Genomic DNA, 15,884 nt, shown 5'->3' on the forward strand with positions numbered 1-15,884 from the left:
ACGCCGAGGCGCTCCGAGTCCTCGGGCGGAAAGCTCAGACGCTCAAAGCCGAAGCAGGCGCTTTAGACCACAGCCTTCCTCGGCCAGTGTTTCCACTGCTTCAAAACCCCACACAATCGAGAAAGGACGTAACCATGCATCAGAAAACCACTGCATCTGACCACGACCAACCCGTGCTGACCCGGGGGCTTCTGGGAAAGCACATTTTTGGTGAGCTCCTGCAATTTATAAGCGCCCCGTCGGTGCTTACGTTCGATGGCAAACCGTACGACGACAGTCAGGCCGAGCAGGAATATATAACCATCAACATCGACGGGAAGAGCTACGGATATATGAACGAACCAGACCCGGGCTTCAACACCTCCTGGTTCAACCCTAGTGACAACCAACATGTGATGACGGACGTCGACATCGCGTACGCCAAAAAGATTGATGTAGTTAGCGGTTCCTGATCAGAACCATCGCCAAACAAGCCCGTTTTGGCGGAAATGGGCCGCGCCGCTACGTACATCCGCAATATCGCTCGTACGCACGGCGCGCCCTAAATCTGAACCAGTATCTCTGAGGTGGCGCGCTGCAAGTGGCGGGTCATCTCGCCCAGCAACTCCCCGCCATTGCGCCAGTGGTGCCAGTACAGCGGCACGTCGATCAACCGATCAGGTTGCAGCACCTGCAAGGCGCCGCGCTCCAGCAGTTCGGTCACTTGCAGTTCCGGCACCAGGCCCCAGCCCAACCCCGCTTCGGCCATGCGTATAAACCCTTCGGACGAGGGGCATAGGTGGTAAGCAAACGCGCCGTCCACGCCCTGGCTGGCGAGGTAGCGATGCTGAAGAAAATCGTCCGGGCCGAAGACAATAGCCGGCGCCTTGGCCAAGCCTGGCGCGGTAATACCGCCGCCGAAATGCCGGGCGATAAAAGCAGGGCTGGCCAAGGCGCGATAACGCATAGCCCCGAGCGCCAGGCTGCGGGCGCCCGCCACCGGCTTGTCGGTGGCGCACACGCAGGCCGCCACGTCGCCACCGCGCATGCGTTTTAGGCCAACTTCCTGATCTTCCACCACCAGTTCCAGCAACACCCGATGATCGGCGCAAAAGGCAGTCACCGCCTTCGCCCACCACGTCGCCAGGCTGTCAGCATTAAGCGCAATGCGCAGCCGTTCAGGCGCCGCGCCTTCGTCCAGCGCCGGCACCTGGCCGGACAGGTCGCGCTCGAGCAAGCGCACCTGCTGCACATGGTTGAGCAAACGGCGGCCGATGTCGGTCGGCGCTGGCGGCGTGCCGCGCACCAGCACCGGCTGCCCGACCCGCGCTTCCAGCAGTTTGATGCGCTGCGAGACCGCCGACTGCGAGAGCCCCAAGACCTGCGCGCCGCGTTCAAAGCCGGCCTGTTCAACCACGGCGGCCAAGGCGGCGAGAAGCTTGTAATCGAACATTATCGAATTTCCTAATAGGCGATCAGCAGGATTCGTTTTCCTTATACAGCCTCGCCCCGCAGACTCGCCACACGAATCAGCATCAGGACATCTCTCTATGTGGCAGAGCTATCTCAACGGCCTTCTCGTGGCCGCCGGTTTAATCGTGGCGCTAGGCGCGCAGAACGCTTTCGTTCTGGCCCAAAGCCTGCGCCGCGAACACCACTTGCCGGTCGCCGCGCTGTGCGTGTTGTGTGATGCGGTGCTGGTGGTGGCCGGCGTGTTCGGCTTGGCCACCCTGCTCGCCCAAAGCCCGGTGCTGCTGGCTGTGGCGCGCTGGGGTGGCGCGGCGTTTCTGCTGTGGTACGGCGTGAAAGCACTGCGCCGCGCCTGCCAGCCGCAAGCGTTGAATGAGGCGGCCACTGCCGGACCGCGCTCGCGCAAGGCGGTGCTGATAACGGCGTTGGCGGTGACGCTGCTCAATCCGCATGTATACCTGGACACCGTCTTGCTGATCGGCTCGCTCGGCGCCCAGCAGGCGGCGCCCGGCGCTTATGCAGCGGGCGCGGCGAGTGCATCGTTGTTGTGGTTCTTCACCTTGGCGTTGGGGGCGGCGTGGCTAGCACCGTGGTTGGCGCGGCCGACAACATGGCGGGTGCTGGATGTGTTGGTGGCGATGATGATGTTCGTCGTTGCAGGGCAACTAATAGCCGGTGCGTGAGTCCACCTACAGCGACACCCGCTTGCGCGACTGACGCAGCCGTCTGCAACACAGCTCTGGGCCGGGCTTAACCACACAGTTGCTGCGTGGTTATGCCACAGGCCCGGTGCTATGATCCGACCCCTGCGGCGCAAAGAGTACAAACTCCCCGTCGCATGTTTGGCCGCCCGTGATCGGCCTTGCGCCTATACCGCAACTGACCCTGATTAGGAGAATCACCCATGGCTTTCGAATTGCCTCCGCTGCCGTATGCCCACGACGCATTGCAGCCGCACATCTCCAAGGAAACCTTGGAATACCACCACGACAAACACCACAACACCTACGTCGTGAACCTGAACAACCTGGTGCCAGGCACCGAGTTCGAAGGCAAAACCCTGGAAGAAATCGTCAAGACCTCGTCGGGCGGCATCTTCAACAACGCAGCCCAGGTCTGGAACCACACCTTCTACTGGAACTGCCTGGCGCCTAACGCTGGCGGCCAACCGACTGGCGCTCTGGCCGACGCCATCAACGCAGCCTTCGGCTCGTTCGACAAATTCAAAGAAGAATTCAGCAAAACCTCGATCGGCACCTTCGGCTCCGGCTGGGGCTGGCTGGTGAAGAAGCCTGACGGTTCCCTGGCTCTGGCCAGCACCATCGGCGCCGGCTGCCCGATCACCAGCGGCGACACCCCGCTGCTGACCTGCGATGTGTGGGAACACGCCTACTACATCGACTACCGCAACCTGCGCCCGAAATACGTAGAAGCGTTCTGGAACCTGGTTAACTGGGACTTCGTTGCGAAAAACTTCGCCTCGTAAGCCCAGCACCCGTTCTGAAAAAACCCGGCATTCGCCGGGTTTTTTTATTCGTGCTTCACAGCCTGCTTTGGTAGCGGTTTACGAGCGCGGGCCATTTATCGCAATCTCCACCCCCGACGGCGAGAAAAATGCTCAGCGGTCTAAAGTTGTGAAGAGCCCCGACCGACACAGTTCGAGCGCAACCGTCGCAGCTCAGCGCCTGGTTTGAAAAAGCGCTGGCGGCGCGACGCTCCTTCTTGATAATTTTTTCACTGTGATGGCCCTTTGACTGCTTCCTCACGATTGCTAATACTCCGTCGGTATGACGCCTGTGGTCTCGAACAAGGAATGGTCATTTGAAGCTGGAACTCAAACACAGCCTGTCGCTGAAACTGCTCCGCGTGGTGCTGTTATCGGCGCTAGTGGTCGGGGTGCTGTTGAGCTGCGCGCAAATCATGTTCGACGTCTACAAGACGCGACAGGCGATTGCCGATGACGCGCACCGCATCCTGGATATGTTTCGCGACCCTTCCACGCAAGCTGTCTACAGCCTGGACCGCGAGATGGGCATGCAGGTCATCGAGGGCCTGTTTCAGAACGAATCCGTACGCGTGGCCTCCATCGGCCATCCCAACGAGCCGATGCTCGCGGAAAAATCGCGCGAGCCGATGGTGCGCTCCACCCGCTGGCTGACCGACCCTATTCTTGGCGACGAAGCCACCTTCACCACTCAATTGGTTGGCCGCGGCCCTTACAGCGAATACTACGGCGACCTCGCCATCACCCTCGACACGGCCCGCTACGGCCAGGATTTCATCACCAGCTCGGTGATCATTTTTGTCTCCGGCGTGCTGCGCGCGCTGGCCATGGGGTTGGTGTTGTATCTGGTCTATCACTGGCTGCTGACCAAGCCGCTGTCGAAAATTATCGAGCACCTCACCAACATCAACCCGGACCGCCCCAGTGAGCACAAGCTGCCCATGCTCAAGGGCAATGAAAAAAACGAGTTGGGACTGTGGATCAACACAGCCAATCAGTTGCTCTCCTCCATCGAACGCAACACCCACTTACGCCGCGAAGCCGAAGACAGTCTGCTGCGGATGGCGCAGTACGACTTCCTTACCGGCCTGCCCAACCGCCAGCAATTGCAAACCCAGCTTGACCAGATTCTTGGCGATGCCGGACGCCTTCAGCGTCGGGTCGCGGTGTTGTGCGTGGGCCTGGATGATTTCAAAGGCATCAACGAACAATTCAGCTACCAGACCGGCGACCAACTGCTGCTCGCCTTGTCCGATCGCCTGCGCAGCCACAGCGGCCGCCTTGGCGCCCTGGCCCGCTTAGGCGGCGACCAGTTCGCCCTGGTACAGGCCGATATCGAACAACCCTACGAAGCCGCCGAACTGGCGCAAAGCGTGCTGGATGATCTGGAAGCGCCGTTCCTGCTCGACCAACAGGAAGTGATGCTGCGCGCCACCATCGGCATCACCCTGTTCCCGGAAGACGGCGACAGCACCGAGAAGCTGCTGCAAAAAGCCGAACAGACCATGACCCTGGCCAAGAGCCGCTCGCGCAACCGCTACCAGTTCTATATCGCCAGCGTCGACAGCGAAATGCGCCGCCGCCGCGAGCTGGAAAAAGACCTGCGCGAAGCGCTGACCCAAGGCCAACTGCACTTGGTTTATCAGCCGCAAGTGGACTACCGCGACCACCGCATTGTCGGCGTCGAGGCGCTGCTGCGCTGGCAGCACCCGCAGCATGGCTTGGTGCCGCCAGACACCTTTATTCCGCTGGCCGAACAGAACGGCAGCATCATTCCGATTGGCGAATGGATTCTCGACCAGACCTGCCGCCAACTGCGCGAATGGCACGACCAAGGCTTCACCGATTTGCGCATGGCCATCAACCTGTCGACCGTGCAGTTGCACCACGCCGAGTTGCCGCGCGTGGTCAACAACCTGATGCAGATGTACCGCCTGCCACCGCGCAGCCTGGAACTGGAAGTGACGGAAACTGGCCTGATGGAAGACATCACCACCGCCGCCCAGCACCTGCTCAGCCTGCGCCGCTCCGGCGCGCTGATCGCCATCGACGACTTCGGTACCGGCTATTCCTCGCTGAGCTACCTGAAAAGCTTGCCGCTGGACAAAATCAAAATCGACAAGAGCTTTGTGCAAGACCTGCTCGACGACGAAGACGACGCCACCATCGTGCGCGCCATCATTCAGCTGGGGAAAAGTCTGGGCATGCAGGTTATCGCCGAGGGCGTGGAGACGCTGGAACAAGAGGCGTACATCATTGCCCAGGGCTGCCACGAAGGTCAGGGCTACCTCTACAGCAAACCGCTGCCGGCGCGTGAGCTGACGCTGTTCCTCAAGCAATCACGCAGAATCAGCGACGCCAGCATTACGCTTTGATGCGTAGTTGTTTTTTGTTGGGGCGCATCGGCGGATGAATCTCGCCGTCTTTACCCCGTCATTCCCGCGAAGGCGGGGATCCAGAATTGCCCGGCGGACGCAGTCACCTGCCAAATTCTGGATCCCCGCCTTCGCGGGGATGACGGGTGTTGGCCTCACTGGGGCAGGTTGGGTCGGTCCGCGTGCGGTGAGCACAGCGAAGCCCAACAGGCACTGCCACCGCACTACCCCTGATAATTCTGCAACAACCAGTTAATCGCCAACGCCCCGGCCAAACACACCACCACACCCAATCCGGCCTGCCAATAAAACGTGCGGGCCAATTCATCTTCCCCGGCATTGGAAAGAATGAACGGCTGCGACGTCTCGGGCTGGCCCATAAAGTTGGTCGCTGGCCGCGCGCTGGTCTGCCGGTGCCGGTCTTCAGCTTCGAGCTGCGCAGCCAGGCGCACGCGGTTCCATTCCTGGTCGTCGAGCTGGCCGTCGGCGTTGCTGTCAAAGCGTTGCAACAAGCCGCTGAAATCCCCCTTCCACTCGCGAATCACCTCGCCCTGCGCGGCGTTCAGGTCCAGGCCCTGGCGTCCGCCGCCGGTGGTTTTGAAGTCGCCAATGGCGTACAGCGGCTGGCCAACGTGCAGGCGTTCTTCGGTGTAGCGGTACTGGTCGCTGTGGCTGAAGAAGGCAAGGAAACCGGCCTTCGCCGGCCCCATCGGGTGACGGGTGCTGCCGTACCAGACCTTACGGGTTGAAGGCCGAACCTGCGCGCCGTTGGGGTCGATCAGGCATTCGCCGGTGCTGTCAGAGAGTTGCAGCCAGCCTTCACTGGTGCGGCTGTCGACCACGCTCCACGAGCGGGTTTTGCCGTTGCTGCGCGACTCTTCCACCTTGATCCGCCACCACAAACACGGCGTGCCGCTGAGTGGCGCAATGGTTTGCGCCATGCCCGGCACCTCCTGCAGCACGCCGTAAAACTCAACATAGCCTTGCGCGGCGGAGCGGATTTTCGAGGTCGGTGTGTCGAGCATGTGCCGCGCGGCGCTGAAGCGGCTGATGCACCACCAGGCGCCACCGCCGCACATGGCCACGGCGAAGCACATCAGAAAGCTGAACTGCTGAATGTCCACGATTCAGCGCTTAACCGAACAGTGCTTTGACGTTGACGTCGGCCTTTTCCGCATCGCTGAATACCAGCAAGTCGGCGGGCTTGAAGTTGAAGGCGCGGGCCACGATCACATCGGGAAATTGCTCGATGCGCACGTTGTTGATATTTGCTGCCTCGTTGTACAGCTCGCGGCGGTCGGCAATGCCGTTTTCCAGGCCGCTGATGCGCTGCTGCAAGAACTGAAAGCTCTCGTTGGCTTTGAGCTGCGGGTAGTTTTCCGCCAGGGCGAACAACTGGCCGAGGCCGGCGCGCAGACCACTTTCGGCTTGGCCAACGGCGCTCACATCGCCCCGTTCGCGGGCCGTGCCCACGGCATTGCGCGCGGCAATCACCTGCTCAAGCGTGGTGCGTTCGTGCTGCATGTATTGCTTACAGGTTTCCACCAATTTGGGCAGTTCATCGTGGCGCTGTTTCAGCAACACGTCGATGTTGGACCACGCCTTGGTCACCCCGTGCTTGACCCGCACCAGCGCGTTGTAAATCGACACCGCGTACACCGCGATAAAAAACAGCACCACCAAGCTCACAACGGCCGTCACGCTCATAGCAGGATCTCCCATCCAAGCAGCATTCACGATGCTGGCATTCTAGCCACGAAGCCACCAACAAAGCAGAACTGGCGCACGCGTAAAAACAATAAATCGCGGCACAAGGCTTTGCACAAAATGAAAATCTTTCGCATTATGTGCGCGTTTTGCAGCCCAGACGCGCTGCGCAGTCACCCACCTCACGATGCAAAGGACCTCGCCATGATTCGTATGCCTCTGGCTACCGCCAGTCTGCTGGCCATCGCTATTTTTCTCGCCGGCTGCGGCGATGACAAGAAAGAGCAAGCCACTCAAGCAGCCGCTCCTGCTGCCAGCACCGCCACCGCTCCTGCTGCCGCCGCTACTGGCAAAGTCGATGAGGCTGCGGCCAAAGCCGTCGTCAACCATTACGCTGACTTGGCGTTCGCCGTATTCAGCGACGCGGCCACCACTGGCCACGCCCTGCAAAAAGCCGTAGACGCCTTTATCGCTGCGCCGTCTGCCGCTACTCAAAAAGCTGCACAAGACGCCTGGCTGGCCGCTCGCGTTCCGTACATGCAGAGCGAAGTGTTCCGTTTCGGCAACGCCGTGGTAGATGACTGGGAAGGTCAACTGAACGCCTGGCCGCTGGACGAAGGTCTGATCGACTACGTCGCCGCCGACACCCCGGCCGCGCAAGGCAACCCGGCCGCCACCGCCAACATCATCGCCAACAAAAGCATTCAGGTTGGCGACGACAAGATCGACGTCAGCGAAATCACCGGCGAAAAACTGGCCAGCCTGAACGAGCTGGGCGGTTCTGAAGCCAACGTGGCTACCGGCTACCACGCCATCGAATTCCTGCTGTGGGGCCAAGACCTGCACGGCACCGGCCCAGGTGCTGGCGAGCGTCCGGCTACCGATTACGCCACTGGCAAAGACTGCACCCACGGCAACTGCGACCGTCGCGCCGAATACCTGAAAGCCGCTACCGCGCTGCTGGTTAAAGACCTCGACAGCATGGTTGAGCAGTGGAAAGCCGGCGTTGCCGACAACTACCGCGCCACGCTGGTGGCTGAAGCCCCGGAAAATGGCCTGCGCAAAATGCTCTTCGGCATGGGCAGCCTGTCGCTCGGCGAACTGGCTGGCGAGCGTATGAAAGTGGCGCTGGAAGCCAACTCCACCGAAGACGAACACGACTGCTTCAGCGACAACACCCACAACTCGCACTTCTACAACGGCAAAGGCATTCGCAACGTCTACCTGGGCGAGTACAAGAAAGTCGACGGCACCACGCTGACCGGCCCAAGCCTGTCCTCGCTCGTGGCGAAAATCGACCCGGCCACCGACACCACCGCCAAAGACGACCTGGCCGCCACCGAAGCCAAGCTGCAAGTGATGGTCGACAGCGCCAACAAAGGCGTGCACTTCGACCAGCTGATCGCTGCCGACAACGCGGCAGGCAACCAGATCGTGCGTGACGCGATCGCGGCCCTGGTGAAACAAACCGGCGCCATCGAGCAAGCTGCTGCCAAGCTGGGCATCAACGACCTCAAGCCTGACACCGCTGATCACACGTTCTAAACGCCACCGATCTGGCACCTGAACGTCAAACGGATGCGCCCACAAAGCGCATCCGTTTTTTTATGCCAGTCGTTTGCCCGCTGTAGCGGCTGGGCGGCACGCAATTTTTAGCATCGGCCAAAAAGCCGCCCCCACAGAACGAAGACACACCAGCTGTAGGAGCGGCTTTCGCCGCGATCCCTGCAAACGAAAACGTCCACAGGTCTTCACATCTTTTTGACGCTGTGACAATTAACCTCCTCGGCAAACGCAAATCCCTCTTATTTGAAAGCGCCCTAGCTGCTAAGCTTGCGCGCTTGTTTTCGTGGTCTGGAACACCCCTTGATGCCTCGCGCGCGCCCTTCCCTGCTGCTTGCCCTGAGCGTGGTCACCTTTTGTGTGGCTGGCCTGAGCGCCTGCGATAAGTCGCCGCGCTTTACCGAGGCCGAGCCTGGCGAAGCGCTGTCTGGCGGTCAGGCCACGGTGGGCAAGCACAACCGCGACGCCTTCTCCCAACCCTCCGGCAACCTCACGCCCACTCGGCGTCTGGACTTCGCCGTAGGCAACAGTTTCTTCCGCAACCCGTGGGTCATCGCGCCGTCCACCACCATCGCCCGCGATGGCCTCGGCCCGCTGATGAACACCAACGCCTGCCAGAATTGCCACATTAAGGACGGGCGCGGCCATCCGCCGGTGGGCGATGACGTTAACGCCGTGTCGATGCTGGTGCGCGTGTCGCTGCCAGCAAGCGCCGAGCAGGCCGCGCTAATCGAAAAGGTCGGCGTGGTGCCGGAGCCGGTGTACGGCACGCAGCTGCAAGACATGTCGATTCCCGGCGTGGAGCCGGAAGCGCGCATTCGCGTCGACTACCAGACCCACCAGGTCGCGTTCAAAGACGGCACGCAAATCGAGCTGCGCCAACCGCTGCTGAAAATCAGCAACTGGGGCTACGGCCCGATCAGCGCCAACGCGCAGTTTTCCGCGCGCATCGCCCCGCCGATGATTGGCCTGGGCTTGCTCGAAGCGATCCCCGATGACGCCATTCTCGCCGTCGCCGCCGCGCAAAAAGCCGCCGACAACGGCATCGCCGGCCAGCCCAACCAAGTGTGGGACGACGTGCAGCAGAAAACTGTCCTCGGCCGCTTTGGCTGGAAAGCCGGGCAGCCCACGCTCAACCAACAGAACGTGCACGCCTTTTCCGCCGACATGGGCCTGACCACCACGCTGCGCCCCTTCGACGAATGCACGCCGGCGCAAACCGCCTGCAAAGCCGCGCCTGATGGTGGGATGCCGGAAGTCAGCGACCACTTGCTCAGTCAGGTGCTGTTCTACACACGCAACCTCGGCGTGCCAGCGCGGCGCCAGGTCAACGACCCGCAAGTGCTGGCCGGCAAAGGCCTGTTCCACCAAGCCGGCTGCCAGCAGTGCCACACGCCACAGTTCACCACCCGCAGCGACGCGGCCGAACCGGAGCTGGCCAATCAGGTGATTCGCCCCTACACCGACCTGTTGCTGCATGACATGGGCGCCGGGCTGGCCGACAATCGCCCCGAATTCAATGCCAGCGGCAACCAATGGCGCACGCCGCCGCTGTGGGGCATCGGCCTCACGCAAACGGTCAATGGCCACACCCAATTTCTGCACGACGGTCGCGCGCGCAACCTGCTGGAAGCCATTGTCTGGCACGGCGGCGAAGCGCAGGCCGCGCAACAGCAAGTTCTCGCTTACGATGCCGAACAGCGCGCTGCGCTGCTGGCGTTCCTGAATTCTCTGTAAGGAGCTTTTAGCCTCATGTTTGGGAAGAAGACGTTCCGCACCAAATTGCTCTTCAGCAGCATTGCCGCCCTCGCCCTGGGCGCCTGCTCGCCGACTGACCAGCAAGCGCAGATTTCCACCGCGCTGGCCAAGCAAGTGATTCTGCCCACCTACAGCCGCTGGGTTGAAGCCGACCGCGCGTTGGCCGCTAGCGCCCTGGCGTTCTGCTCCGGTAAGGCCGACGTGGAAAAAGCCCGTGCCGACTTCCTCGCCGCGCAAAAAGCCTGGGCTGAATTGCAGCCGCTGATGATCGGCCCGCTGGCCGAAGGCAACCGCGCCTGGCAGGTGCAGTTCTGGCCCGACAAGAAAGACCTGGTCGGCCGTCAGGTTGAGCAGTTGATCAAAGCGACGCCGAATATCGACGCCGCCGCCCTGGCCAAGTCCAGCGTCGTGGTGCAAGGCCTGTCGGCCTACGAATACATTCTTTACGACAGCAAGCTCGACCTCGCCGACGCTGAAACCAAAGCCCGTTATTGCCCGCTGCTCGAAGCCATCGGTCAACGTCAGCAAACCCTCGCCGAAGAAATCCTCGGCCGCTGGGACAGCAAGGACGGCATGGTCGACCAGCTGAGCAAATTCCCCAACCAGCGTTACGCCGACTCCCACGAAGCCATCGCCGAATTGCTGCGCGTGCAGGTCACCGGCCTCGACATGCTGAAGAAAAAACTCGGCGCGCCGCTGGGCCGGCAAACCAAAAACCTGCCACAGCCGTTCCAGGCTGAAGGCTGGCGCAGCAATACCTCGCTGAAAAGCATCGCCGCCAGCCTGGCCAGCGCCGAGAACCTTTGGAAAGGCGTCGACAACCACGGCATCCGTGGCCTGCTGCCGGACGAGCAAAAAGCCTTGGCGGAAAAAATCGACGCCGCCTATGTGGAATCCCGTCGCCAGCTCGACGCCATGGACCGCCCGCTTACCGAACTGCTCGCCGACGAAGCCGGGCGCAAAGCCCTGAATGACTTCTACGACAGCCTCAACGTGGTTCATCGCCTGCACGAAAGCGAGCTGGCCAAAGCCCTCAATGTTCAGCTTGGCTTCAACGCCAACGATGGTGACTAACATGCTCCGCCGCCATGTCCTGGGCCTCGGCAGCCTGCTGCTCGGTGCACTGACACTGGGCGGCTGGACCGTCAGCCGCAAAGGCCAAAACCCGCTGGTGCTGTCGGCGCGCGACGACAGCCATGGCAAACACTACGCCGTCGGCTATCGCCTCGACGGCACCCAGGTGTTCGCCACCGAAGTGGCGCAGCGCTGCCACGACGTGGTCGAGCACCCGAGCCAGCCGGTGGCGCTGTTCGTGGCGCGCCGCCCGGGCACCGAAAGCTACCTGATCGACCTGCGCGACGGCCGTCTCCTGCAAACCGTGCGCTCCCAGCCCAACCGGCACTTCTACGGCCACGGCGTGTTCCACAAAAGCGGCGAGTGGCTGTACACCACCGACAACGACACCAGCGATCCCGGTCGCGGCCTGCTCACGGTGTACCGCTACGACAACGGCCAGCTGCACCACAGTGGCGAACTCAGCACCCATGGCTTGGGGCCGCATCAAGTGTCGTGGATGCCCGACGGCGAAACCTTCGTGATCGCCAACGGCGGCATCCGCACCGAAGCCGAAAGCCGCAAGGAAATGAACCTGCACGCCATGGAACCCAGCCTGGTGCTGCTCCAGCGCGACGGCACGCTGATCTCCAAAGAAACCCTGAGCCAGCAAATGAACAGCGTGCGTCACCTGGCGATTGCCAGCGACGGCACCATCCTGGCCGGCCAGCAATTTATGGGCGATGCCCATGAGCCGGCCGAGCTTCTGGCCATCAAGCGCCCGGGCCAGCCCTTCCAGGCGTTCCCAATAGAAGCCGAACAACGCGACGCCATGGCTCAGTACACCGCCAGCGTGGCCGTGCACAGCGACCTGCGCCTGGTGGCGCTGACCGCACCGCGCGGCAATCGCTTCTTTATCTGGGACCTGGACAGCGGCGCCGTGCGCCTGGACGCACCGCTGCCAGACTGCGCCGGCGTCGGCGCGGTGAAAGACGGTTTCGTCGTCACCTCTGGCCAGGGCCGCTGCCGCTACTACGACTGCCGCAGCGCGAGCATCAGCCCGCAAGCGCTGGATTTGCCGGCGGGGCTTTGGGACAACCATCTGCACCTGAAGACGGCCTGAGCCTCTTTCGTTTCCAGGAATCGAGGCTAAAGCCTCTCCTACAGGTAAAACGCAGTCTCTGTAGGAGAGGCTTTAGCCTCGAGCTTTTCATTTGGCAGCCACGACCGCTCGTCATGGCCATCTGCCAGAATCTTCCTGCAGACTTAAGTCCAATCCCCTACAGCCGACTATATTCAAACAACACCTGTGCGCTCCGGGCCATTTAGCTCGGCGGACAGTTTTGGCGTGTCTGTCGTCATGAGCTACAGGGAAGTAAGACGCCTCGCACCTTGAGCGAACCGGTGTTTAGCCACCACTTTCCCGAGAGGCGTTTCCCTATGTTTTTACAAAACTCCCTGCGCGCGCAGATTCTTGCCCTATTGGGTGGGAGCCTGCTGCTCACCGTGATCATTGCCCTGGCCTGCTTCAGCTTTCTGTCCGGCGGCATTCAGAACTATCGCGGCCTGCTGGACGGCCCGTTGCAAGAGTCGCAACTGGTCGACCAGGCCAACCTCGAATTCAAATCCCAGGTTCAAGAGTGGAAAAACGTGTTGCTGCGCGGCAAAGACCCCGCCGCACAAGACAAGTACTGGGGCCAGTTCGAGGAGCAGGAACGCAAGGTTCAAAAGATTCTCGGCGACCTGATTGCTGAGTCAGGCGACGACGTTGCGCTAAAAAACCAAGTCGAAAAACTGCGCAGCGAACACCAGGCTCTCGGTGCCTCGTACCGCAAAGGCAAAGCGGCATTTATCGCCGCTGGCGCCGAGCCCACCGCAGGTGACAAAGCCGTACAGGGCATCGACCGCGCCACCAGCGATCAAATGGGCGCGCTGGTTACCCAACTACACCAGCGCAGCGAAGACCAGGCCGCCGCCATCAGCGCCAGCGCCGAACGCACCGTGTGGCTCGGCACCGCCGTGCTGCTGGGCGCCAGCGTGCTGATCGCCCTGCTCAGCCTGTGGCTGGTCAACCGCAACCTGATCACGCCGATCAAAAGCCTGATCGAACACATCGGCCGTCTCAGCCAAGGCAACTTCGGCCAGCGCGTAGACACCAGCCGCCGCGACGAGCTGGGCAACTTGGCGGTCGCTGCCAACACCCTGCGCGACTTTCTCGCCGATACCTTCACCCGCCTGCAACGCAGCACCAGCGAACTGGACAGCGCCAGCGGCGAACTCAACGCCATCGCCACGCTGATGGCCCAGGGCACCGCCGAACAATTCTCGCGCACCGATCAGGTGGCCACGGCGATGCATGAAATGTCGGCCACGGCCCAGGAAGTGGCACGTCATGCCGCCGAAGCCGCCGGCGCGGCCGATGACGCCGACCACTCGGCGCAGCAAGGCAGCACGGTGATGAAATCGACCATTCAGACCATCACCGCCATGAGCGGCGAAATCGCCAACACCGCCGAGGTTATTCGCCGTCTGGAAACCGACAGCGGTCGCATCGGCAAAGTGTTGGAGGTGATTCGCGGTATTGCCGACCAAACCAACCTGCTGGCGCTTAACGCCGCCATCGAAGCCGCACGCGCCGGTGAGGCGGGCCGTGGTTTTGCCGTGGTGGCCGATGAGGTGCGCACCCTGGCGCAGCGCACGGCGCAGTCCACCGCTGAAATTCACCAGATCATCGACACCGTGCAAACCGGTGCGCTGAACGCCGTGAAAGCCATCGAAAACGGCCAGAGCCGCAGCGAAGCCGGCGTGCAGCAAGTGACCGAGGCCGGGCAAATGCTCGACCGCATCACCCAGGCCGTCGAAGCCATTCGCGACATGAACCGCCAGATCGCCACGGCGGCGGAAGAACAGACGTCGGTGGCCGAAGATATCTCGCGCAACCTCACCGAAATCACCGCGATTGCCACCACCAACCAGGAAAACGTGGTGCGCACGGAAGCGGCGAGCGTGAACTTGAGAGGGTTGTCGGGGCAGTTGAGTGATGTGACGCAGCGGTTGAGCGCCTGACAGCTCAAAGGCAACGGCCCCTCTCCCCAACCCTCTCCCACAAGCGGGCGAGGGGGCTGACCGAGTCAGGTTTAAGCCCATACGTCACCCCTCTCCCGCGCGCGGGAGAGGGGCCGGGGGAGAGGGGCGGCCCAACACACTTTTCCACCGCAATCATTTGCAAATGCCGGGTTTTGACTTGCCAGTAACAGTGGGTCTAAGGTACGCGCCTTGCCTATTCCACAGGCCCATTTTCCCTGCCAAGGAACCGGAATATGTTGCTCCGCCGCTTTCTCATCACCCTCGTGGTGATGGCACTGGTTATTGCCGCGCTCGGCTATGGCTGGTGGACTCACCTGCAAACCCAAATCGCCCAATTCACCGCGCCCAAACCCGCCATCAGCATCTCCGCCGCTCGCAGCGGTGAGCTGCAATGGCAAAGCCGTCTGCCGGCCATCGGCACCCTCACTGCCCTGCAAGGCGTCGACCTGACGGTCGAGTCCAGCGGCACCGTGCGCGACGTGCTGTTCCGCTCCGGGCAGAAGGTCGAGCTGCACCAGCCCATTATTCAACTGGACAGTGAAGTGGAAACGGCCACGCTCGCTACGTCCGAAGCCGAGCGCGGCCTGGCCCAGGTTGAATTCGAGCGCGCGCGCAGCCTCGTCAGCCGGCAGGCGCTGTCCAAAAGCGAGTACGACCGCCTGGCGGCCGAATTGCAAAAATCGAACACCCGCGTCGCGCAGCTCAAAGCCATTTTGGCGAAGAAACGCATCGTCGCGCCGTTCGCCGGCACCATCGGTATTCGTCAGGTAGACGTCGGCGACTTCGTGTCCAGCGGCACCATCATCGCCACTTTGCAAGACGTCAGCAGCCTGTACGTCGACTTCTTCCTGCCGGAACAGTCGATACCGCAGCTCAAACTCGGCCAGCGCGTGCGCTTCGTGGTGGCGGCTTATCCGAAGGAAAGCTTTGAAGGCGAGATCAACGCCATCAACCCGAAAGTGGATAACAGCACCCGGAACGTGCAGATCCGCGCTGTGCTGAGCAACCCGGACAGCAAGCTGTTGCCCGGCATGTTCGCCAACCTTGAAGTGCTGCTGCCCGACCAGGCGCTGCGCGTGGTGGTGCCGGAAACCGCCATCACCTACACGCTGTATGGCAACTCGGTGTACGTGGTGAATGTGAAGAAGGATGAGCAAGGCCAGGACGTGAAAGACGACAAGGGCCAGCCGTTCCTGCAAGTCGAGCGCCGCTTCGTGGAAACCGGCGAGCGTCGCGATGGCCAGGTGGTGATTCTCAAGGGTCTGCAAAAAGACGAACAAGTGGTCACCGCCGGCCAGCTCAAGCTGGATAACGGCGCCCACGTGACCATCGTCGACGACCAGGCACTCCTGAACAGCTCAGCCAGCCGCTAATTCGCCGCTGGTTAA

At 61.8% G+C, this 15,884-nt stretch carries 13 protein-coding genes; 10 read left to right on the forward strand and 3 right to left on the reverse strand.

The features are described 5' to 3' along the window. Positions 1 to 134: 134 nt before the first annotated feature. Positions 135 to 452, forward strand: coding sequence for a hypothetical protein (locus AC0IW7_RS02955; protein WP_471815649.1), 318 nt, complete (start codon positions 135 to 137; stop codon positions 450 to 452). 89 nt (positions 453 to 541) lie between these two features. On the opposite strand, the gene AC0IW7_RS02960 is transcribed toward AC0IW7_RS02955, so the two are convergent. Next, complete coding sequence (locus AC0IW7_RS02960) at positions 542 to 1,432, reverse strand: LysR family transcriptional regulator ArgP (RefSeq protein WP_471815650.1); 891 nt, start codon at positions 1,430 to 1,432, stop codon at positions 542 to 544. A gap of 97 nt (positions 1,433 to 1,529) precedes the next feature. Here AC0IW7_RS02960 and AC0IW7_RS02965 point away from each other — a divergent pair, with 97 nt between their 5' ends. The 3 genes from AC0IW7_RS02965 (at position 1,530) to AC0IW7_RS02975 (ending at position 5,328) form a co-directional block, all read left to right on the forward strand. Further along, positions 1,530 to 2,132 carry a LysE/ArgO family amino acid transporter gene (locus AC0IW7_RS02965; protein WP_471815651.1) on the forward strand — a complete coding sequence of 201 codons (603 nt, stop codon included), beginning with the start codon at positions 1,530 to 1,532 and terminating at the stop codon, positions 2,130 to 2,132. Between the two features lie 221 nt (positions 2,133 to 2,353). Next, positions 2,354 to 2,935, forward strand: a complete 582-nt coding sequence (locus AC0IW7_RS02970; protein WP_122492792.1) for a Fe-Mn family superoxide dismutase — start codon at positions 2,354 to 2,356, stop codon at positions 2,933 to 2,935. 335 nt (positions 2,936 to 3,270) lie between these two features. Further along, positions 3,271 to 5,328: a GGDEF domain-containing phosphodiesterase gene (locus AC0IW7_RS02975; protein ID WP_122492793.1), complete on the forward strand. Its 2,058-nt coding sequence runs from the start codon at positions 3,271 to 3,273 to the stop codon at positions 5,326 to 5,328. Between the two features lie 224 nt (positions 5,329 to 5,552). Here the strand turns inward: AC0IW7_RS02975 and AC0IW7_RS02980 are convergent, their stop codons facing one another. Together AC0IW7_RS02980 and AC0IW7_RS02985 are read right to left on the reverse strand one after the other, a co-directional pair. Then, positions 5,553 to 6,425, reverse strand: a complete 873-nt coding sequence (locus AC0IW7_RS02980; RefSeq protein ID WP_471816102.1) for a GIDE domain-containing protein — start codon at positions 6,423 to 6,425, stop codon at positions 5,553 to 5,555. A gap of 37 nt (positions 6,426 to 6,462) precedes the next feature. After that, positions 6,463 to 7,035 carry a LemA family protein gene (locus AC0IW7_RS02985; RefSeq protein WP_471815652.1) on the reverse strand — a complete coding sequence of 191 codons (573 nt, stop codon included), beginning with the start codon at positions 7,033 to 7,035 and terminating at the stop codon, positions 6,463 to 6,465. Positions 7,036 to 7,239: 204 nt separating this feature from the next. On the opposite strand from AC0IW7_RS02985, the gene AC0IW7_RS02990 reads away from it, so the two are divergent. The 6 genes from AC0IW7_RS02990 (at position 7,240) to AC0IW7_RS03015 (ending at position 15,869) form a co-directional block, all read left to right on the forward strand. Next, a complete protein-coding gene (locus tag AC0IW7_RS02990; protein WP_471815653.1) occupies positions 7,240 to 8,580 on the forward strand; it encodes an imelysin family protein in 1,341 nt (446 codons plus the stop codon). A 324-nt stretch (positions 8,581 to 8,904) separates the two neighbouring features. Continuing rightward, a complete protein-coding gene (locus AC0IW7_RS02995) occupies positions 8,905 to 10,335 on the forward strand; it encodes a di-heme oxidoreductase family protein (RefSeq protein WP_471815654.1) in 1,431 nt (476 codons plus the stop codon). Between the two features lie 15 nt (positions 10,336 to 10,350). Next, positions 10,351 to 11,430 (forward strand): imelysin family protein, encoded by a 1,080-nt coding sequence (locus tag AC0IW7_RS03000; RefSeq protein ID WP_463536285.1) that lies wholly within the window; start codon positions 10,351 to 10,353, stop codon positions 11,428 to 11,430. 1 nt (position 11,431) lies between these two features. Beyond that, positions 11,432 to 12,532, forward strand: a complete 1,101-nt coding sequence (locus tag AC0IW7_RS03005; RefSeq protein WP_471815655.1) for a DUF1513 domain-containing protein — start codon at positions 11,432 to 11,434, stop codon at positions 12,530 to 12,532. A gap of 854 nt (positions 12,533 to 13,386) precedes the next feature. After that, positions 13,387 to 14,475, forward strand: coding sequence for a methyl-accepting chemotaxis protein (locus AC0IW7_RS03010; protein ID WP_471816104.1), 1,089 nt, complete (start codon positions 13,387 to 13,389; stop codon positions 14,473 to 14,475). A 254-nt stretch (positions 14,476 to 14,729) separates the two neighbouring features. Further along, positions 14,730 to 15,869 (forward strand): efflux RND transporter periplasmic adaptor subunit, encoded by a 1,140-nt coding sequence (locus tag AC0IW7_RS03015; protein ID WP_471815656.1) that lies wholly within the window; start codon positions 14,730 to 14,732, stop codon positions 15,867 to 15,869. Positions 15,870 to 15,884: the final 15 nt, after the last annotated feature.

The sequence above is a fragment of the Pseudomonas sp. AC229 genome, from assembly GCF_979254655.1.

What these genes read in the sequence shown, in the direction of transcription:
- AC0IW7_RS02985 (WP_471815652.1), bottom strand. Translation starts at nt 7,035, where the DNA reads ATGAGCGTGACGGCCGTTGTGAGCTTGGTGGTGCTGTTTTTTATCGCG.
- AC0IW7_RS03005 (WP_471815655.1), top strand. Translation starts at nt 11,432, where the DNA reads ATGCTCCGCCGCCATGTCCTGGGCCTCGGCAGCCTGCTGCTCGGTGCA.
- AC0IW7_RS02955 (WP_471815649.1), top strand. Translation starts at nt 135, where the DNA reads ATGCATCAGAAAACCACTGCATCTGACCACGACCAACCCGTGCTGACC.
- AC0IW7_RS02965 (WP_471815651.1), top strand. Translation starts at nt 1,530, where the DNA reads ATGTGGCAGAGCTATCTCAACGGCCTTCTCGTGGCCGCCGGTTTAATC.
- AC0IW7_RS02995 (WP_471815654.1), top strand. Translation starts at nt 8,905, where the DNA reads ATGCCTCGCGCGCGCCCTTCCCTGCTGCTTGCCCTGAGCGTGGTCACC.
- AC0IW7_RS03000 (WP_463536285.1), top strand. Translation starts at nt 10,351, where the DNA reads ATGTTTGGGAAGAAGACGTTCCGCACCAAATTGCTCTTCAGCAGCATT.
- AC0IW7_RS03015 (WP_471815656.1), top strand. Translation starts at nt 14,730, where the DNA reads ATGTTGCTCCGCCGCTTTCTCATCACCCTCGTGGTGATGGCACTGGTT.
- AC0IW7_RS02990 (WP_471815653.1), top strand. Translation starts at nt 7,240, where the DNA reads ATGATTCGTATGCCTCTGGCTACCGCCAGTCTGCTGGCCATCGCTATT.
- AC0IW7_RS02980 (WP_471816102.1), bottom strand. Translation starts at nt 6,425, where the DNA reads ATGTGCTTCGCCGTGGCCATGTGCGGCGGTGGCGCCTGGTGGTGCATC.
- AC0IW7_RS02970 (WP_122492792.1), top strand. Translation starts at nt 2,354, where the DNA reads ATGGCTTTCGAATTGCCTCCGCTGCCGTATGCCCACGACGCATTGCAG.
- AC0IW7_RS02960 (WP_471815650.1), bottom strand. Translation starts at nt 1,432, where the DNA reads ATGTTCGATTACAAGCTTCTCGCCGCCTTGGCCGCCGTGGTTGAACAG.